The sequence below is a fragment of the Parabacteroides sp. AM17-47 genome, assembly GCF_003434625.1.
GTDB lineage: Bacteria > Bacteroidota > Bacteroidia > Bacteroidales > Tannerellaceae > Parabacteroides > Parabacteroides distasonis.
Genome location: NZ_QTLI01000015.1, coordinates 130,124 through 150,389, shown reverse-complemented (window position 1 = coordinate 150,389; position 20,266 = coordinate 130,124). Strand labels below are relative to the sequence as shown.

Genomic DNA, 20,266 nt, shown 5'->3' with positions numbered 1-20,266 from the left:
TAGGTGAAAGGAGTCAGTCGAAAGATTGGCTCCTTTTTTTGTTATATACACTAGCCGTTGTGGAGAGGCGGCGTGCCGCATCTTATCCTTTCGAAATGTGCCGGATTTTGGTTAATCCAGCACTAATTTTACGATAGCCCCGTAAGAGGGTACGTTCTTAAAAGCGTCTTGCAAAGGATATTCGCCAGCGTAGACCCGGGCACAAGTCAATACCCCGCCATGCGCGAACAGGCATACCTTTTGCAGCCCGCTTTTGCGAAGCTCATTCAAGAAGTCGCTAACCCGGTCGTATTGATCTTGTAGGGATTCACCATTTGGAGTCGGGTTATTAACCCAATCCTTAAACCAAGCCTCTGAGCGGGGATCGGAGGATAGCTCATTCCATGACTTCATTTCCCACTCCCCGAAATTCACCTCCTTGATACGGTCTTCTCTCTCCGCCTCCGGAAAGCCGCAATAATTAGCTAAGCGCACGCAGCGGGTAAGGGGACTTGTCCAAACCTTATCGAACGTATGATCGCTCAAGCCTTTTTTTACCTCTTCCGCCTCTTCCTCGAAGGTCGGTTTCAATGGAACATCGGTTTGCCCGTAGGCGTAGCCGGCGGGAACATCGACAGAGGTATGTCTGATTAAATAAATCTCCATAATTATATAGTTTGATAGATGATCACGAAACCCATATAGAAGCTTAACTCACTAAGAAGAAAAGTCGCTCCACAGCAGTCTCCCGTATATCCTTGTATCTTTCTCTTCATGAAAGAGGTAAGGAAATACCAAGTGATAACCGGGAATATACCCGCTAGTAAGTAAACAGGTTGGGGAAGCCATAATAATGGTAAGAAAGCACAAATGATGCTAAATACATATTCTCGAGAGGTCATTCGGCTATATACGGTCTTGTTCTTGGCTTCCTCCTCTTTCCTTGCGTAAGGCAGGCGATTGATGATCATGCTGGAGACGCCTTTGCAAAAAGGATCTCCAGCCAGTATGGCACATCCCGCTAGCTCGATCGGGAGACTGCTTACTAGTAGGTAGAATAGTCCGAAGTAGAAAATCAGTCCGATTACCCCATAGCTACCTATATGCGAGTCTTTCATGATCACCAATATGCGTTCCCGGCTCGTGCCGCCGCCGAAACCATCGAAGAAATCCGCCAGCCCGTCCTCATGCAGGCAGCCGGTTATCAGCAATCGGGCAATCATGGCGCATAAGATCGCCACGGATGGCGGAAGAATCAAGGAGGTAGCGTACAATACCAATACCGACAAACCAGCCGTCAGCCAACCGACCAACGCCCAATGGCTCACGATATTCTTGAAACAGGCCGCCGGAACCTCCGCCAACCGCCAGAACGGTAACCGAGTAAAGAATATAAACGCAGCGAGTATCCGCAACATATCAGAAATATTTGGTGATTGCCGCTTGCTTGAAACTATGCATCTCGTTGATCATGCGAACGGCGGAGTCGAGTATCGGGTAAGCGCATACCGAGCCGGAACCTTCTCCCAGCCGTAGCCCTAGATCGAGCAATGCTTTCGCCCCCAAGAAATCCAGTACCCGTTTATGCCCGGCCTCGTCGCCGCAATGCCCGAATACGCAATACGATTGCATTTCCGGATATAAGCGGGAAGCCACCAATACGCAATTCGTCATGATAAAACCATCCACGAGGATAATCATCTTCAGTTCGGCGGCACGCAACATGCCTCCTACAGCCATAACCATCTCATACCCTCCGAAGTAGCGCATTACATCCAAGGCGCTTCCATCCCCTTTGTAATTCTCCAACGAGCGTTTCAGTACGTTGTATTTATGCCGTACGCCCTCGCTGTCCAGTCCACTACCGGCCCCCACACAGTCGATCAATGGGATTTGCGTGAGGCAAGTCATCCACATGCTGGAAGCCGCCGTATTCCCGATACCCATCTCTCCGAAACTGATCACGTTACAGCCTTCGTTGTAACAATCCGTCACGATATCGGCTCCGTATTGAAGGGCTTTCTCCATTTCCTCCACGGTCATGGCCGCCTCGTGAAGAAAGTTACGGGTTCCTCCCTTGCGCACCTTGCGGTCGATAAGTTGGGGGATAACGGGGAAATCGAAATCCACGCCGCCATCCACGATCTTCAACTCAAACCCATGCTGGCGGGCAAGGTAGCAAACTCCCGCTCCTCCGTTCAAGAAATTATGGATCACTTGGCGAGTTACCTCCTTGGGAGATTTGCTTACGCCCTCGTCGGCGATGCCGTGATCCGATGCATAGATTACGTTCACGGGATGACGCAAGACAGGCGATAAGGTTTGCTGGATCAATCCCACTTGCAGGGCGAGCGCCTCGAGCGTTCCCAATGAGCCTTTCGGCTTTGTCAGATTATCGATCTTGTCTTGTAAAGCGGCCTCCAGCCCTTTGTCCGGGGCCTCGATGTGAAATTGTATCATGATAGTAGTATTTTATATAAGTCGTTGTTCTTATTCCTTGATCTTGACGGGGATTCCGCTGACCATCAAGACAACCTCGTCCGCCTTCGAGGCGATGTATTGGTTGAGCCAGCCTTGCATATCGGTAAATTTCCGTTGCACCTCGTCTATCGGCACACCTCCCATACCCAACTCATTTGTCACGAAGATCAGGTAGGCATCTTGTCGGGAGAGTTTATCGAACTCCGCTTTGAGGAGGGAGAGAGATAATTCCACGTCGCTTTGATTGTCGAAGAAGAAATTCGTTCCCCAAAGGGTTACGCAATCGATCACCACGACACGACCGGTAAGATCATGACAACTTAGGTATTTCTCCTCCTCTATATTGGTCCACTCGGGTCCACGGTCTCGCTGGTGGCGTTCCACCCGCTTCCGGAACTCCTCGTCCCAGATTCGGGAGGTAGCTAGGTAAACCGGTTTGGGCGACAGCGATAAGGCGAGCCTCTGTGCGTATCCGCTCTTGCCGGACCGCTGTCCTCCAGTCACTAAGATCACTTTCTTACTCATCGCCTTCGTGATTCCTGTTTTTCCGGTGGGCGGCACGTTTAGCCTTGTTGATCGGATTGTTCTTGCTCGTCTTCCGAAGGGCGGCCGATTTCGGGTTGGCGGCGATCCGCTGCGCCACCGCCGATTTGCTCAGTGCCTTTCCGAACTTGGGGCGTAAGGCATCCCGCAATAACTTCTCCTCGTCGGTAAGCTTGGCGGTCTTGGATTTCCAGCCTCCCTCTTTCTGCGCCTTACGGGCGGCAGCGTATTTATTGAACTTTCCGAACTTCTCCATTTTAGCGCCTTCATGGCCTCCCTTGTTCTCGGGTTTCGCTTTCCGGAGCGTGCCGAGTAATTCTTTTTCTTGCTGCATCTCCTTTTTCTCCTCCTCTTGCAGGCGGATATATTTCTCTACGTTCAAGCGTTCACCGTCCACCAATACGACATCCTCTGCCGTGACCTTCTGGCCTACGTGCGGTTGCTTGCCGTTTACGGTTACCCGTTCCATCTCGATGAAATTGTCCGCTTCCCGGCGTGAGCAAACACCGGCTTCGCTTATCAGTTTGTTTAATCTAATTTCCATATTATTAATATTATATTATTAGTAAAATAAGGGTGACGATCACACCCATCAACAGTTCCGTATTACTATTCACTTGAATGGCGATACGCATATCCTCGGTCGTGAAAGGCCTCGCGTTCGTTCCGATATAAGGCTTCTCCACCGGTTTGCCGAAATAATCGTGCGTCCCCCCGAACTGGCAGTCCAAGACCGCCGCCAAGGCCGCTTCTGGATAACCGGAATTAGGGCTTGCGTGTTCAGGGCCGAAACGCCGTACGAAATCCCTTTTCCCCCAATTATTGGAGACCAGCAACATCAAATAGGCCGTGAGGCGGGCCGGGATGTAATTGGCGATATCGTCGATTTGCGCCGCTATCCGTCCGAACTCAAGGTAACGCTCATTCTTATAACCGATCATCGAGTCCAGTGTATTCACCATCTTGTAAGCCATCATCCCCGGCAACCCCAGCAGGGCAAACCAAAACATCGGGGCGATCACGCCGTCGCTTAAGTTCTCGGACAAGGTCTCCAACGCCGCCGCCCGTATCTCTTGCGGCGACAAGTTCGAGGTATCCCTCCCCACGATCCGTGCCACTTGCCGCCGTCCTTCTTCCGTGCTACGGTCCACGGCCTCGAACACCGCCTTCACTTCCTTGATAAGCGTCTTTCCGGATAGGCAATAAAATACGCCGACAGCCGTCAGCAACCCACTGAACTGCGGATGTATGATCCAAGCCCACGACAATATTCGCTCGCAGATTAAATACACGCCAAGGATAAGCACGACTGCCAGTATGCCGCCTTTTAGGGCCCGCTCGGAGCCTTTATTCAACGCTTTCTCTCCGGCGCTGATCGCTTTGCCAAACCATACGATAGGATGGGGCCAACCTTCCGGGTCTCCCAGCAACCGGTCGGATAACCAACCGCCCAAAAAGGGCACGATCTTGAGTAAATTGATAGAATGATGTAACCAATACATATTGAATGTCATTGAAGGAACAAACTTAGACAAAAAAAAGAACATAAGGAAGCGGTAAGCGATTCTTCATCACACATTAGGCGAAAGAAACCTACATTTAAAGGATTTCGAGCGTAGACTTTCATATTCTATCAGCTGTTGTATGATCATCCACCATCCGTTGCATGATCTTCTAACAGTTGGTGGATGATCATACAACGGATGGTAGAAGATGAATAGGTACGGAGAAAACGGCTAAAGGATGCCTTTAGAAGCCTTAAATCTTCGGGAAGGGAGGGCTTGATATACGGGGGATTTCTTTCAATTTTGTATTTATTAACAAGAAAAGCGTTCTTACGGCCGGTTATTATTACTTTATTTGCTCCCACCGTATCGTGAAAGGAGTTAATCGAGATGACAGATGAAAAATCCATTTTAGAACAATTTGCCGCTGGAAATCATACCGCTTTCCGGGAATTGTTCATGCGTTACCATCTGAAAGTCTATTATTTCGTGCTGGGACTCGTGAAGTCCGAGAGTGATGCCGAGGACTTGACCCAAGAGATTTTCCTAAAGCTTTGGACGCATCGGAGTCGTTTCACGGAAGTGAGGACGTTCGGTTCCTACCTCTATGTGCTGGCGAAGCATACGGCGTTCAATTATATCGAATCCCGCCGGGTGAATCTCGTGAGCTTAGAGAGAGCCGGGGAGGAAGACGGGGAACGAAGTGATACGCCTTACGAGGATTTAGTTGCCAAGGATTTACGGTTGCTAGTGGATATGATCGTGGAGACCATGCCGCCACAGCGGAAGATGATCTACCGGATGAGCCGCGACGAGGGTTTGTCGAACACAGAGATCGCCGAGAATCTACAACTCTCGAAAAAGACCGTGGAAAACCACTTGAACCTAGCGCTAAAGGAATTGCGGAACGCGGTATTGACTTTCCTTCTTGTTATGATGTGTTAATAGCTTGGGGGTAAAGCGGGAAAAGGAGGTCCTATAAACAAGATAAAATAGAAAAGCAGGAATGAGTCCTATAAAAAAGATATTAAAATACTTTTTCCATCATTCGTTCTCCGGGGAGATGGTGGATCGGGTACATCAGCGATTGGCGGAGCCGGGAGACGAGCGGGAAAAGGAAGAGGCTTTACGGGATATCTGGAATGAGATCGGTTTCCCGGAGGCGGATAAGCGGAGCGAGATGGCTTTCGCCCGGTTGGAGAATGCATTGGGGGTGAGGCCCCGCCGCCGTCTGCGTATCCCGGCGTGGGTACGTATCGCCGCTATCTGGCTGATTCCTTTGTTGTCGTTGGGTGTTTCTTATTATCTATACAGGGATGCGCGGGATGTCAAGAAACTGGCTTTTATGGAACAGTTCGTGCCTTCCGGCAAGCGGGAGCGGATCACCTTGCCCGATGGTAGCGAGGTTTGGTTGAATTCCGGTACCTTGCTGCTTTATCCATCTGACTTTATTGGGGATAAGCGGGAGATCTATCTGGTGGGAGAGGGATATTTCAAGGTGCGAAAACGCCCCGAGCAGCCTTTCATCGTGCGGACGAAAGCGATGCGGGTACAAGTGCTGGGCACCGAGTTCAATTTATCCGCCTACCCGGACCAAGAGAAAATAACAACGACCTTGGAGGAAGGTTCCTTGAAGATTCTTCCCGATGATCCCTCGGTGGCTCCATGTATATTGAGGCCTAACGAGCAGCTTGTCTACATCCCTTCCCGGGGAAAGATGGACGTGCGGCAGGTGGTGGCCTCGGATTACTCGGATTGGAAAGAGGGAGGCTTGTTGTTTAACAACGACTCTTTCGAGGAAATCTTGAAAACCTTGGAACGTGTCTACAACGTGAAGGTGCATTTGCGTACTTCCGCTTATCATTCCAACCGGCTTACGATCCATTTCAATAAGCATGAGTCGTTGGAGAACATCATGATGTTGGTCAAGGAGATGATACCCGGCTTGGAGTATCAGATCAAAGAGGATGGGATCTATATTGATTGAGTTAAGGAGATATTAGGCTTTTATAATTCGTTAACGTTTTTCCGTTGGGTGCGCTCCTCGTTTCCCTTGTCCTAATAGCGAGTACGTACTACAAAGGAGATATAAATGTTTAACTAAAAAATCTAATATCGCATGAACAGGAATAAATCTATACGTGTCGCTATTCTTTGCCTGAGCCTCGCTATGGCTGGGAGCTTGCCTATCGATGCGCAGAAAGTGACCTTCCATGAAGGTTCGATCTCATTGAAACAGGCGTTTGAGAAACTAGAGTCAAGCTCTGCTTATAAGATAGCTTATAATGATAGCCAATTGGACGTGTCGAGAAAGGTCTCGATGGATCAGAAAGACATGGAAGTATTGCAGGTCTTATCACAGCTGTTAAAGAATACGGGATACACGTATAAAATAAACGGGAATTATGTGATCATCGTGCCGGAAGAGGTCAAGACTGTCAAGGGGAAAAAGCAAGTATCGGGTGTGATTGTCGATACGAACGGCGATCCTGTGATCGGGGCGAACGTGGTGGAGAAAGGAACTACCAACGGTACGATTACCGATCTCGACGGAAAGTTTACGCTAGAGGTAAATGACAACTCTGTCCTTCAAGTTTCCTATATCGGCTATAATACACAAGAGGTTTCGGCGAACGGAAAGACGAGTTTCTCTATCAAGCTGGGCGAGAATACACAAACATTGGATGAGGTGGTAGTCGTAGGTTACGGAACGATGAAGAAGAGCGACTTGACCGGATCGGTTACCAACGTAAAGGCGGAGAAGCTGTTGAGCAAGCCGGTGGTGAATGTTGGGCAGGCCTTGGCGGGAAAGGCTTCCGGTGTGGAGATCTTTGAGAATGGCGGTACGCCGGACGGGAAAGTACGGGTGCGTATCCGTGGTAATAACTCTATCAACTCATCGAATGAGCCTCTGTATGTGGTAGATGGCGTGATTGGCGTAAGCAATATCAATCTGTTGAATCCTAGTGAGATCGAATCCTTGGAGGTATTGAAGGATGCCTCCGCCACGGCTATCTATGGTGCCCGTGGAGCAAATGGCGTGATCATGATTACGACGAAACGAGGTATCAAGAACGAGAAAGCGCAGATCTCGTACGACGGTTATGTCTCTATCGGTAAAATGGCGAAGAAACTGGACTTGATGAACGCTTCCGAGTGGTGGCAGAATTACAATACCACGATGGATAACGGGCAGAAATATGATCCGGAAGGGTATGCGCAAGGCAAGTACAAGAAAGTGACGCCGGCGGATCTGCCGAATTTGTTCGATGCTAATGGTAACCCATTGTATGATACCGATTGGCAGGATGAGGCTTATCAAACGGCTATCAACCATAATCACCAAGTCAGCATCCGGGGCGGAGCCGATAAGACCTTGTATAGCGTGCATTTGGGATATATGCATAAGGATGCCTTGATGCGTAACGGTTTCCTAGACCGGTATAGCGGTAGGATCAACTTGGATTCCCAGCTTCGGGATTGGTTGAAAATGGGTGCCAATATGTCGTTCAATTATAATAAGGGAAACGATAATTACAAAAGTTATGGAGTAAAGCGTTTGGTACAGGAAGCTATTCCGTTGATTCCCGTAAAATATCCCGATGGCTCTTGGGGAAGCAACCGTGATTTCCCCGGTGCGGTACAGGATACACCTTCCCGGTATCTGGAAGAGATGGTGAACGAGACTTCCAATATCCAGACGATCGCCGACTTATATCTGGATTTCAAGATCACGGACGACTTGAACTTTAAGTCGACTTTCGCCGTAGATGCTAGTAATAGGAAACGTAATTATTATTCGGGTAAGGATCTGATCCAGTTCAGTAAGACGGCGGGAGGTATCGCTACGATAGAGACTTTGAAGGAAATGTATTGGCAGAATGAGAACTACTTTAATTATAATAAGGAGTTTAATAAAAACAATCGTATGAATGTGATGCTTGGAGCAAGCTGGCAGCAGCGAGTTGCCGAGAGCGTGGAAGCTACCTCGCAGAATTTCAGCGATGATTTTTACCAATGGCATAATCTGGGAGCGGGAACGGTGACGATACCGTCGAAATCGGAAGATTACGGTTGGTCTATCAACTCTTATTTCGCGCGTATCAATTATACCTTGAAAGACCGCTATCTATTTACGGCCACAGGCCGTTACGACGGATCGTCCAAATTCGGAAAGAATAATAAATACGCATTCTTCCCCTCTTTCGCCTTTGCGTGGAGAGCCTCGGAGGAAAGCTTCTTGAAAGGTGTCAATTGGCTGAATAATTTAAAGGTACGTACCAGTATCGGCGAGACCGGAAACCAAGAGATCGGCAATTACGCTTTCTACCAGAAGCTAGGCTCGGAGAATACCATTTTTGGTAATGACTATTATACGGCTCTATACCGCAGTACGTTCGGTAACCCGGACTTGAAATGGGAGAAGACCTTGCAATGGGATGCCGGTGTCGATGTGAGTGTATTGAATCAGCGTATCGATCTGTCTTTGGATTATTATTATAAAAAGACGAGCGACTTATTATTGGAGGCCCCGATCCCGGGAACTTCTGGATTGAATACGATCATGCGGAACATCGGCTCCGTGCAGAACCAAGGTTTTGAGTTGACCTTAAATACGCATAATATCCAAACGGATAATTTCAACTGGATGTCTACAGTATTATTTAACGTAAACCGTAATAAGATATTGAACTTAGGCGAGAATGATGAGGATATTTATCCGAAACCCCGCCATGCGCAAGGGGATATGCTGATCCTGCGTGTCGGTGAACCTGTTGGTTCGCTATGGGGATTGCGTCGTCTGGGAACTTGGGGGGAGGACGAGGCCGCTGAAGCGGCTAAATACAACCGCCTTCCGGGAGACGTGAAGTATGAGGACTTGAATGGCGACGGGAAGATCAATAGCGAGGATAATACGATTATCGGCTGTACCTCCCCGGACTGGACCATGACGATCTCTAATACGTTTCTTTATAAGAACTTCGATTTCTCGTTCGATCTCCGCTTCGTGTTCGGGAATGATGTCGTGAATTGCGCTACTCATAATGCTGAAGACCGGTCGGGTGTAGCGAATGGCTTCAAGTCGAATTTGAACGCTTGGACTCCGCAAAACCAGCATACGATGGTCGCCCAGCGTCGTCCGATGAAATCGTACTATGATTCTTATCCGGATTCACATTGGATGCAGAACGGTTCTTTCGTTCGGGGGCAGAACTTCGTCTTGGGATATACTTTCAGCAAGAGCTTGCTCCAGAAGATAAAGTTACAGGATTTGAGAATCTACGCGAGTGCTCAGAACTTGTTCTGTATTACGAAGTACAAAGGCTATGATCCGGAGGTTACGACCTATGAGGATGCTGCTTTCGGACAAGGTATCGACGACTTCAGCGAGCCTAAAGCACGTACTTTTACTTTCGGTTTAAATGTTAAATTCTAATGCGATTGAGTTATGAAAATAAATAAAATCTATATCGTCTCATTATGTGCGTTATTCTTGTCTTCTTGTAATAATTTCTTGGACGAGCAGCCTACCGGTACAATGACTACCGATTCAAAGTTGACAAGTAAGGAGTCCGCTTTGGCCTTGACGAATTCGGCTTATTTGAAGAATACGGTCTTTAATAAGATGACCCCGGGTTGGGGATGTAATACGATCTTATTGCTCGAATATATGACTGGCAAAGCTACTTCCGAGAATTCCCAATCGAATTATAAGGACTTTCAGGATCTACTGGTGAGTGATCGTTCTTTATATATCGAGGACTGGTGGCAAGATTGTTATGCAGGTATAGCGAACTGTAACCTCGCGCTTCAAAAACTCGGAGAGTTCGAGAATCTGGATGCTTCCTTGGTTAATGGCTACATGGCCGAGGTGAAGTTTATGAGGGCTTTGTATTATTTCTATTTGGTACGTATCTTTGGTGATGTCCCTAAGATTACGACCGTACAGTCGGAGTTGGGAGAGCTGCAAGTATCTCGTGCCCCGGTAAAGGAAATCTATGATGAGATCATTATTCCGGATTTGTTGGAGGCCGAGCAATCGGATCTGGCTTTTAGCGATCATACAGGGCGTGTCTCGATGGGAGCGGTGAAAGCGCTTCTTGCGGATGTCTATCTTACGTATGCCGGTTATCCTTTGCAAGGAGGTAAATCTTATTACGCGGAATCGGCTAAACGTTCATTGGAGGTTATAAAATCGAATGAGTATACGCTCTTCACGGATTATGAGAGCCTACGGCTTCCGTCGCAGAATAATAAGGGAGAGTTTATTTATCAAGTTCAGTTCTCCTTGAACAAGCGGCATAACGAGTCGGTACGTATCTTTTTACCTTCTCGTTCCGGCATTTCCGCCTACGATTTGGAATATGGTAGCCTGATCCCTACCAAAGAATTCGTGGAAAGCTTTGAGAAAGGAGATAAGCGTACGGAAGAGAAGCAATATTTCTTTACAAACTACAAGGGGCATCCGAGTAAGTTCTCTCCGGGAGCGGCAGAGTTGGAGTTTATGGATTTGAATGGCTATTATATCTATAAGTTTTTTGATCAAGTGGCTATTGATAATACGGCGAAGTCAGACTTGAACTGGAGTGTATATCGTTACACGGATGTATTATTAATGTATGCGGAAGCGCAAGTGAATGCGGATGGTACTCCGAACCAGCAATCCATCGATATCGTGAACCAAATACGAGGAAGGGCCGGATTAGCGCCGTTTAAGCAGACCAACGCAAGCGCATTCTTGGAGGAAGTCTGGGACCAACGTTACTTTGACCTATGTTATGAGAATAAGATGTGGTTTGATATGCTACGCACCCGTAAGATCCGGGATGATAAATCCGGGGAATATGTGGACTTTATCGGCTATAAGACGAATTGGGGTAAGGTGTATACGGAAACCCAGCTATTGTTCCCGATTCCATTAAGCGAACGGCAGGCGAATCCGAACCTGACTCAGAATCAAGGTTATTAACGAATAGAAAATAATATATGAAGATCAAGTTGTCTTTATTAGCCACCGGTTTACTATATGTGCCGGTGGTGTTCGCCCAAAAGCAACCCAATGTCGTGATCATTTTGGCGGATGATATGGGTTACGGGGATGTTGGATGCAATAATCCATATGCTAGGGTACGTACACCGGCCATCGATCAATTGGCCCGGAACGGTATCCGTTTTACGGATGCCCATTCTGCGGGTGCGTTGAGTGGGCCTTCACGCTACGGTTTAGTGACAGGACGTTATTTTTTCCGTACGCCGAAGAAGTCCGAGTATTGGGGGTACTTGTCTCCATATATCGAACCAGAGCGTTTGACGATCGGTTCCTTGATGCGTAATGCCGGCTATACGACCGCTTGTGTCGGGAAATGGCATCTAGGGCTCGACTGGCAGTTGAAAGATGACTCGAAACCACAGATTCTTACCCCTAAGAAATTTGGTTATACGAATACGGATTTCTCCGCCCCTGTAAAAAGAGGCCCTACGGAATTAGGGTTTGACTATTCTTTCATCCTTCCGGCTTCTTTGGATATGCCGCCTTATGCGTTCGTGCGTAATGACCGTGTCGTGGACCCGGATGTCATCTTGACGGCGGACGCTTATCCGAAGAAACAGGATGAGACGGTTTACGCTTGGGATCGTAAACATACGAACGAGAATGATATTTATTGGGAACGGGGCGTTTGGTGGCGTAACGGAGAGATGTCGCGCTCCTTTAAGTTTGAGGAATGTTTCCCGACAATCGTAGATGAGGGTATCGCTTTTATCGATCGGGAAGGACGAAAGGACAAGCCATTCTTTTTATATATGCCGTTAACCGGTCCGCATACCCCATGGCTGCCCACCGTTCAGTTTAAGGGATCTACTGAGTTAGGTACCTATGGCGATTTTATGGGCGATATCGATAATGTCGTGGCTCGGGTGAATGCCAAACTAAAGGAATTAGGTCTGGAGAAGAATACGATTGTCATTTTCGCCAGTGATAACGGAGGCGCATGGGAAGAGGAGGATATCCAGCAATACGGACATCAAAGTAACTGGAGCCGCCGTGGGCAGAAAGGTGATGCGTGGGACGGCGGTCATCATGTTCCGCTGATTGTTCATTGGCCGGATCATATCAAGCGCCCTGGGGTTTGTTCCCAAACGGTTGGCTTGGTAGATATATTGGCTACATTTGCGGATTTAACCGGGCAATCCCTTCCTAAAGGACAGGCAGAGGATAGCTTTAGCTTTAAGAAAGTATTGGATGGTGATATGAATGCCTCGACGAGAGACCAGATCATGTACTTGTCCGGCTCCGGCAAATTAGCGATCAAGAAGGGAGATTGGAAATATATCGATTGTCTGGGCTCCGGTGGTTTTACGGCTCCCGCCCGTTTATCCCCGGTGAAGAATGGACCGAAAGGCCAACTTTATAATATGCGGACCGATTCTTTGGAGAGTAATAATCTCTTCTTGCGTGAGAAAGGCATTGCGAATGAGCTTTCCGCGTTGTTGAAGAAATTGTTGGATCAAGGATATAGCCGTCCGCAATAAAGGTAATCTTGATTAGGCAAAAAGTTGAATCGAATGACAAAGTTAGGCGTATTGTTTAGTGTTTTGGGAGTGGGGGCCGGTTGTATTCCGGCCTTCGCTCAAAAACAGCTCCCCAATATCATCGTAATGTTATCGGATGACCAAGGTTGGGGCGATTTGGGCTTCACGGGGAATACCTTCGTGCAAACTCCTAATATAGATCGTATCGCTCATGAGGGAACGATCTTGGAGAATTTTTATGTCTGTCCGGTGTCATCCCCGACGAGGGCAGAGTTCTTGACCGGACGCTATCATGTACGGAGTGGCGTTAATTCTACGACCGGGGGAGGCGAGCGCTTTAATCTGGGAGAGAAAACGATCGCGGAATATTTCCGGGAGGCCGGATACGCTACCTCTCTATTTGGAAAATGGCATAGTGGTACGCAATATCCCTACCATCCGAACGCAAGGGGCTTTGAGGAATTCTATGGTTTTTGTTCCGGGCATTGGGGGAATTATTGGAACCCAGTGTTGGAGCATAACGGAGAGATTATTTCGGGCGAGGGCTTTATCATAGATGATCTGACCGATAAAGCCTTGGATTATATACGTGATCATAAAGAACATCCATTCTTTATGTTCTTGTCTTATAATACACCTCATAGTCCGATGCAAGTCCCGGATAGTTGGTGGAACCGTGTAAAAGATCGTACCTTGTCGCAGCGAGCTACTTTCCCGGAGCAAGAAGATACTACGTTTACGAAAGCGGCTTTAGCCTTGGCCGAGAATTTAGATTGGAATATCGGACGTGTATTGTCTTTGTTACATTCATTGGATTTGGAACAAGAGACGATTGTTATTTATTTCTCGGATAACGGCCCGAATAGTTTCCGGTGGAATGGTGGGATGAAAGGGCGAAAAGGCTCTACGGATGAAGGGGGTGTTCGTTCGCCGTTTTGTATCCGTTGGCCGGGACACATAAGGAAAGGGGCCGTGGAAACCCAGTTGTCCGGGGCTATAGACTTAATCCCTACTTTATTAGGTTTGGCGGGAATAGAATATACCCCGTTAAGGAAACTGGACGGAATCGATTGGGGACAGCGATTGCTGGATGAGAAAGCTCCTGCTATGGATCGGGTTTTATATAGTTATTGGGGAGGTAAGACGAGTGTGCGTATCCCATATTATCTATTGGATGCGGAAGGTTATTTATATAAAACGGATATAGATCGTGAGCAACGGAAGGATGTATCGGATAAAGAACCCGAGATATATGAGCGGATGAAGCGTTATTCGAATTGGTTTAAGGATGAGTTACTGGCGGATTTCCCGAAGAAGGATACCCGTCCGTTTATAATCGGTCATCCGCAGGAAACCTATTCAAAGCTACCGGCCCGGGATGCGAGGATATCTGGCCCGATCGAACGCTCCAACCGTTATCCGAATTGTTCTTATTTTACGAATTGGAAAAGCCCGGAAGCGGAGATAAGCTGGAATGTGGAGGTTGAGGAATCCGGCTTGTTCGAGGCTTTTATCTATTATACTTGCGATAAACGAAATATAGGCTCTACTTTTGAACTTCGTACGGACCGGGATGCCGAGAATCTTGTATTTACATTGGATCAAGTAAATGACCAACCCATGCTCGGTGCGGATTTGGATAGGGTTCTCCGGGAGGAGTCTTATGTGAAAGGATTTGCTCCTTGCTCTGTCGGTACGATTCCTCTATCGAAAGGTACGGCCACTTTATCCTTGCAAGCGAAAACGATCCGAAATGAGGAAGCCATGAATTTTTGGATGTTGGTGCTAAAACGAGTGAAATGAGTCTGAGATTGAAAAAAGTTGTATAACTATTTGCCAGTTATCAAATAATCACTACCTTTGCACCGCAAAATTTTTTATTAATCAATATTAAACAGCGTTTTATGAACAATTACGAAACCGTTTTCATTTTGACTCCCGTTTTGTCTGACGCTCAGATGAAGGAAGCGGTAGAGAAATTCACGAACCTTCTGAAAGCTCAAGGAGCTGAGATCGTGAATGAAGAGAACTGGGGCTTGCGCAAGTTAGCTTATCCTATCGACAAGAAGACAACAGGCTTCTACCAGTTGGTTGAATTCAAGGCAGATCCTAGTGTTATCGCTACGTTGGAGTTGAACTTCCGTCGTGACGAGCGTGTGATCCGCTTCTTGACTTTCCGTCAAGACAAGTATGCCGCAGAATATGCAGCTAAGAGAAGAAATCTGAAATCATCTAAAGAAACAGTAAAGGAGAATAATTAATTATGGCAGCAACTCAATCAGAAATCAGATATTTAACTCCGCCTTCAGTAGACGTTAAGAAGAAAAAATATTGCCGTTTCAAAAAGAACGGTATCAAGTATATCGATTATAAGGATCCTGAATTCTTGAAGAAATTCTTGAACGAGCAAGGTAAGATCCTTCCGCGTCGTATCACTGGTACTTCCTTGAAGTTCCAACGTCGTGTAGCTCAGGCTGTAAAGCGTGCTCGTCACTTGGCTTTGCTTCCTTACGTAACCGATTTGATGAAATAATTAATTAAGAGGAGACAGAATATGCAAGTTATTTTGAAAGAAGATGTAGTGAATTTAGGCTACAAAGACGATATCGTAACAGTAAAAGACGGTTACGGACGTAACTTTCTAATCCCCACGGGTAAGGCAGTGATCGCTTCAGAGTCTGCTAAGAAAGTATTGGCTGAGAACTTGAAGCAACGTGCCCACAAATTGGCTAAGATCAAGGAAGACGCTCAGACTTTGGCCGCTAAGTTAGAGGGTGTAGCTTTGACGATTGGTGCTAAGACTAGCTCTACAGGTACGATCTTCGGTTCTGTAACGAATATCCAAGTTGCTGAGGCTTTGGCTAAGGCTGGTTTCGAGAATATCGATCGTAAGATTATCTATATCAAGGAGTCTGTTAAGGAAGTAGGTAGCTATAAGGCTGTTTTGAAACTTCACAAAGAGGTTTCCGTTGAGGTTCCTTTCGAGGTTGTTTCTGAATAATAGATACTTTAATATATCATAAAAGAGGGTAGTTTCGAAACTGCCCTCTTTTTTTGTTTTAATTATAAAAAAAGACATCTGTCAATCAGCAAAAAAGCGCTACATTTGTTCCCGAATTTGCAATAATTTTAGAAAGTGAGCAAAAAGTCTTTTCTATATATTAACTTGCTATTTGCGTTGTTTTTTTTCTTGCCCGGACTTCAGGCGAGAGAAAAGACTTTTACGGTCGTGATCGATGCCGGGCATGGCGGTAAGGACCCGGGAGCTAGAGGGGCGAATATTAATGAGAAGGAGATAAATCTCGCTGTCGCCTTAAAATTGGGTCGATTGATAGAGAATAATGCGGAGGATGTGCGTGTGATCTATACTCGTAAGACGGATCGTTTTATCGAGTTGGACGAACGTGCGAATATAGCGAACCGCAATAAGGCGGATCTTTTCGTGTCTATCCATACGAATGCCGTAAAGCGTGGAAGTACCGTGCAAGGTACGGAGACGTATACGCTGGGTTTGGCCCGTAGCGAAGAGAACTTAGAGGTGGCTATGAGCGAGAACTCAGCGATCTTGTTGGAGGATAATTATCAACAACGGTATGAGGGGTTTGACCCGAACTCTTCGGAGTCATATATCATTTTCGAGTTTATGCAGAATAAGCATATGGAGCAAAGTATTAGTCTGGCTTCCGAGATACAGAAATCGTTCGGGGCTTGTAAGCGGGTGGACCGTGGCGTAAGACAGGCTGGTTTTTTGGTGCTTCGCAAAACGAGCATGCCCAGTGTTCTGGTCGAGTTGGGGTATATCTCGAATCGTCAAGAAGAGCAGTTCATGAGAACCGCCGCCGGACAAAATAAATTGGCGGAAGCGTTGTACGATGCTTTTTGCAAATATAAGAAGAATTACGATCGTCGTAAAGGAAATATTTCCGGAGCTGTCGTTGCTCCCGTAGCGAATGAGAAAACTCCGCCTCCGGGGAGCGAGGCTGATATCTTAAATAAAAAACAGCAAGCCACAAGACAGAAAACCTCAGTTTCTTCTACCACTTCCGTGAACAGGAACACGAAAGGAAAGGTTATATATAAGATACAATTCTTGACTTCCAATAAGAAGCTTCCTGCGAACTCCCGGTTATTTAAGGGGTACAAGAACGTGGATTTCTATGTGGAGAAAGGTATCTATAAATATACGTATGGCGAGACTTCGGATTTTAACTCGATTCGGAAGATGCGCCGAACGATCGCGAAGGATTTTAAAGATGCTTTCATCATCGCTTTTAAGGATGGGAAGAAGGTGAAATATTAATGATATAGGAATAAATTATACATTATAAATAAAGGAAATGAAAAGTGTATTCACTAAAGAGGCGAAGATCGGACTTGTGACGATCGTAAGTCTGGCGTTATTGTATTTAGGCATTAATTATCTGAAGGGTATTAACCTGTTTCAACCGGTGAACCATTACTACGTATCATTCAGCAACGTAAAGGGGGTGACGATTTCCAGCCCTGTATTTGTGGATGGTTTTAAGGTGGGATTGGTTCGTGATATTATTTATGACTATGATACGACCGGTAAGATCATCGTTGAGGTTAGTTTGGAAGATAAGATGAGGCTGAATAAGGGAAGTTATATAGCGGTTGTCAATACTTTCTTAAGCGGAGCTGAGTTGCATATCCATTTGAACACTTACGTGGATGACTTTTTGAAGCCGGGTTCTACGCTCGAGGGACGAATGGAAGAGGATATGATGCAATCCGTACAGGAGAAGATCTTGCCAAGCGTTGAGAACCTTTTGCCGAAGATCGACACGATCTTGGGTAGTTTGCAAACCTTGATCGCTCATCCGGCCTTGGCTCAATCCTTGAATCATATCGAAAAAACGACTAGCAACCTAGAGGTGTCTACCCGTCAGTTGAATCAGATGTTGAGTAAGGATGTACCGGGTATCGTGAATAACTTGAAGACGATGACGGATAATTTCTCGGAGGTGAGCGCCAACTTGAAAGAATTGGATTTGGCTACAACGGTCAATTCCATCAATGCGACCTTGGCGAACTTGAAGTTGACTACGGATAAATTGAACTCGACGGATAATAGCATCGGCTTGTTGTTAAACGACAAAGGATTGTATGATAATCTGAACAGCACGATGGACAACGCCTCTAAGCTATTGCTTGATTTGCGGGAGAATCCGAAGAGATACGTGCATTTCTCTGTTTTTTGATTATGTTAAAAAATCATAGCATAAAAGACGTTATTTAGAATCATTCTAATTAGACAAAAAGTTAGGGGACTCCTGCTGATTATACGCATAAGGCCTTTAGGTAAAGTGAGATAGATACTTCCTGAGGCCTTATTCCGTCACCGGACGTCAGCGTTTACGCTTTTGTAGAGGTCTCTAAAATAAAGGGTTTTTGAACGTTGGTCGATCTAAATAGCAGTAAATCAGATAGGTATTAGTAACTATCTGAATCTAAAAGGGATATTGAAAATTCATATTTACCAAACAAAATAGCACTTTTTTTTTCGGAATTAATTTCTAAACTTTGTAGTCCGAATGTAAAAAGTATTAGTGGGAGAGAAAGAAAACATGCAGACTGATTATCAAACATTGTGGAATAAGTGCCTTGCGGTCATAAAGGATATTGTGCCTAAGGCAGCTTTTGACACATGGTTCGTACCTATCGTTCCGTTATCATACGAAGACAAGAAGTTTACCATACAGGTGCCTAGTCAATTCTTCTATGAGTATCTGGAAGAGAAGTATGTTAATGTTTTGAAAGTTACATTGTATCGTGTAATCGGTCAAGGAACCATTCTTAACTACCGTATCATGGTGGATAAGACCACTGGTGGTACGGTTGATTATCCGGCGGAGAATGCTTCCACCGCTGTAAAGAAAGTCACTCCCAAGGACGCTAACAAGGCTCCGAATCCTTTTATGACGACTGCTCCGCAGGATTTGGACCCTCAGTTGAACCCGAAGTATAATTTTGATAATTATTTCGAGGGTACGAGCAATAAGCTGGTTCGTACGGCGGGTGAGGCTGTTGCCCAGAATCCGGGAAAGACTACGTTTAACCCGTTGTTTATTTTTGGTCCGTCAGGAGTGGGTAAAACTCACTTATGCCATGCGATCGGAACCCGTATCCGGGAGTTGCATCCGGAAAAGAAAGTGTTATATGTATCTTCGCATTTGTTCCGGGTACAGTTTACAGATGCTATCCGTAAGAATACGACTAATGACTTCTTGAATTTTTATCAAAATATCGATGTGCTGCTGTTGGATGATATACAGGAGTTGATCGGTATGGATAAGACTCAAAATACATTCTTCCATATTTTCAACCACTTGCACCAGTTAGGTAAGCAGCTTATCTTGACTTCTGATAAACCTCCTGTGGATTTGCAAGGTATGGAAGAGCGCTTGATCACCCGTTTAAAATGGGGATTGACGGCTGAGTTGAGCCGTCCGGATCTGGATCTACGTAAAAAGATACTGAAGAATAAGATCAACCATGACGGAATCATGATTCCGGATGAGGTCTTTAACTTTATCGCTAATAATGTGACGGAGAATGTCCGTGACTTAGAAGGTATTCTCGTCTCTTTAATGGCTAATGCGGTTATCAATAATCGTGAGATCGATCTGCCGTTGACGAAACGTGTGGTTAGCCAAGCGGTTCGGTTGGAGAAGAAACAGATCTCCGTACAGATGATTCAGGAGATCGTTTGCAAGTATTTCAACTTGGAGCAATCGGTTATCCAGACTAATTCCCGTAAACGTGAGATCGTGCAAGCCCGTCAGATCACGATGTATTTGGCGAAGAAATATACGGACTCCTCTTTTTCCCATATTGGAAAGATCGTAGGAAAGAAAGACCATGCGACGGTCTTGCATGCTTGTAAGACGATCAAAGACCAGATTGAGACTAGTAAGTCTTTCCGGTCTTCCGTAGAGGAAATCGAGGTCTTGCTCAAGAACTAAATTAAGAATCCCTATATAGTAGGATAAGGACGTCTCTTTAAAGAGGCGTCCTTCTTTGTTTTGGAAGATCCGTATAAGTGTTAAGTTTTCTTTTTGGAAAACTATTTGATGCTTAGTTTTGTTTAAGTAGTTGAAAATGTGGGGTTGCGAGTTTGGTTTTGGAAAACTTTTCAATAAGTATTCTTTTTAACGTAGGGTAATTTGGATAACTGGTAAAGTATGCGTAAACTTGCAGTCGCA

18 protein-coding genes are annotated in these 20,266 nt (G+C 46.1%); 12 read left to right on the top strand and 6 right to left on the bottom strand.

The window, feature by feature from the left end; translation table 11 throughout:
• Positions 1–111 precede the first annotated feature (111 nt).
• The 6 genes from cobC to cbiB are packed head-to-tail and all read right to left on the bottom strand — an operon-like array spanning position 112 to position 4,517.
• Entirely contained in the window at positions 112–645 is a 534-nt protein-coding gene (gene cobC / locus DW205_RS13615) for an alpha-ribazole phosphatase (protein WP_005855050.1), read from the bottom strand.
• Positions 646–647: 2 nt separating this feature from the next.
• Positions 648–1,397: an adenosylcobinamide-GDP ribazoletransferase gene (locus DW205_RS13610; protein ID WP_005865455.1), complete on the bottom strand. Its 750-nt coding sequence runs from the start codon at positions 1,395–1,397 to the stop codon at positions 648–650.
• Position 1,398: 1 nt separating this feature from the next.
• Positions 1,399–2,439 carry a nicotinate-nucleotide--dimethylbenzimidazole phosphoribosyltransferase gene (gene cobT / locus DW205_RS13605; protein ID WP_005865457.1) on the bottom strand — a complete coding sequence of 347 codons (1,041 nt, stop codon included), beginning with the start codon at positions 2,437–2,439 and terminating at the stop codon, positions 1,399–1,401.
• A gap of 30 nt (positions 2,440–2,469) precedes the next feature.
• Positions 2,470–2,985, bottom strand: a complete 516-nt coding sequence (locus DW205_RS13600; RefSeq protein ID WP_005865460.1) for a bifunctional adenosylcobinamide kinase/adenosylcobinamide-phosphate guanylyltransferase — start codon at positions 2,983–2,985, stop codon at positions 2,470–2,472.
• Positions 2,978–3,547: a S4 domain-containing protein gene (locus DW205_RS13595; protein ID WP_005865462.1), complete on the bottom strand. Its 570-nt coding sequence runs from the start codon at positions 3,545–3,547 to the stop codon at positions 2,978–2,980. Before DW205_RS13595 ends, DW205_RS13600 begins: the two co-directional genes overlap by 8 nt.
• 10 nt (positions 3,548–3,557) lie before the next feature.
• Positions 3,558–4,517, bottom strand: a complete 960-nt coding sequence (cbiB, locus tag DW205_RS13590; RefSeq protein ID WP_005865464.1) for an adenosylcobinamide-phosphate synthase CbiB — start codon at positions 4,515–4,517, stop codon at positions 3,558–3,560.
• 381 nt (positions 4,518–4,898) lie between these two features.
• On the opposite strand from cbiB, the gene DW205_RS13580 reads away from it, so the two are divergent.
• The 12 genes from DW205_RS13580 (at position 4,899) to dnaA (ending at position 20,026) form a co-directional block, all read left to right on the top strand.
• Positions 4,899–5,453: an RNA polymerase sigma-70 factor gene (locus DW205_RS13580; protein WP_005865466.1), complete on the top strand. Its 555-nt coding sequence runs from the start codon at positions 4,899–4,901 to the stop codon at positions 5,451–5,453.
• A gap of 61 nt (positions 5,454–5,514) precedes the next feature.
• Positions 5,515–6,495, top strand: a complete 981-nt coding sequence (locus DW205_RS13575; protein WP_005865468.1) for a FecR family protein — start codon at positions 5,515–5,517, stop codon at positions 6,493–6,495.
• 132 nt (positions 6,496–6,627) lie between these two features.
• Complete coding sequence (locus tag DW205_RS13570) at positions 6,628–9,945, top strand: TonB-dependent receptor (RefSeq protein ID WP_005865470.1); 3,318 nt, start codon at positions 6,628–6,630, stop codon at positions 9,943–9,945.
• Positions 9,946–9,957: 12 nt separating this feature from the next.
• Positions 9,958–11,478, top strand: a complete 1,521-nt coding sequence (locus tag DW205_RS13565; RefSeq protein WP_005865472.1) for a RagB/SusD family nutrient uptake outer membrane protein — start codon at positions 9,958–9,960, stop codon at positions 11,476–11,478.
• 17 nt (positions 11,479–11,495) lie between these two features.
• A complete protein-coding gene (locus DW205_RS13560) occupies positions 11,496–13,040 on the top strand; it encodes an arylsulfatase (protein ID WP_005865474.1) in 1,545 nt (514 codons plus the stop codon).
• A gap of 33 nt (positions 13,041–13,073) precedes the next feature.
• Positions 13,074–14,843: an arylsulfatase gene (locus DW205_RS13555; RefSeq protein ID WP_005865476.1), complete on the top strand. Its 1,770-nt coding sequence runs from the start codon at positions 13,074–13,076 to the stop codon at positions 14,841–14,843.
• A 101-nt stretch (positions 14,844–14,944) separates the two neighbouring features.
• Entirely contained in the window at positions 14,945–15,301 is a 357-nt protein-coding gene (gene rpsF, locus DW205_RS13550; protein WP_005865478.1) for a 30S ribosomal protein S6, read from the top strand.
• A gap of 2 nt (positions 15,302–15,303) precedes the next feature.
• Complete coding sequence (rpsR, locus tag DW205_RS13545; RefSeq protein WP_005637107.1) at positions 15,304–15,573, top strand: 30S ribosomal protein S18; 270 nt, start codon at positions 15,304–15,306, stop codon at positions 15,571–15,573.
• Between the two features lie 21 nt (positions 15,574–15,594).
• Positions 15,595–16,041, top strand: a complete 447-nt coding sequence (rplI, locus tag DW205_RS13540; RefSeq protein ID WP_005855078.1) for a 50S ribosomal protein L9 — start codon at positions 15,595–15,597, stop codon at positions 16,039–16,041.
• Between the two features lie 135 nt (positions 16,042–16,176).
• Positions 16,177–17,340, top strand: a complete 1,164-nt coding sequence (locus DW205_RS13535; RefSeq protein ID WP_005865481.1) for an N-acetylmuramoyl-L-alanine amidase — start codon at positions 16,177–16,179, stop codon at positions 17,338–17,340.
• A gap of 37 nt (positions 17,341–17,377) precedes the next feature.
• A complete protein-coding gene (locus tag DW205_RS13530) occupies positions 17,378–18,262 on the top strand; it encodes an MlaD family protein (RefSeq protein ID WP_005855082.1) in 885 nt (294 codons plus the stop codon).
• A 366-nt stretch (positions 18,263–18,628) separates the two neighbouring features.
• Positions 18,629–20,026: a chromosomal replication initiator protein DnaA gene (dnaA, locus tag DW205_RS13525; protein WP_008774487.1), complete on the top strand. Its 1,398-nt coding sequence runs from the start codon at positions 18,629–18,631 to the stop codon at positions 20,024–20,026.
• The last annotated feature ends 240 nt before the right edge of the window (positions 20,027–20,266 follow it).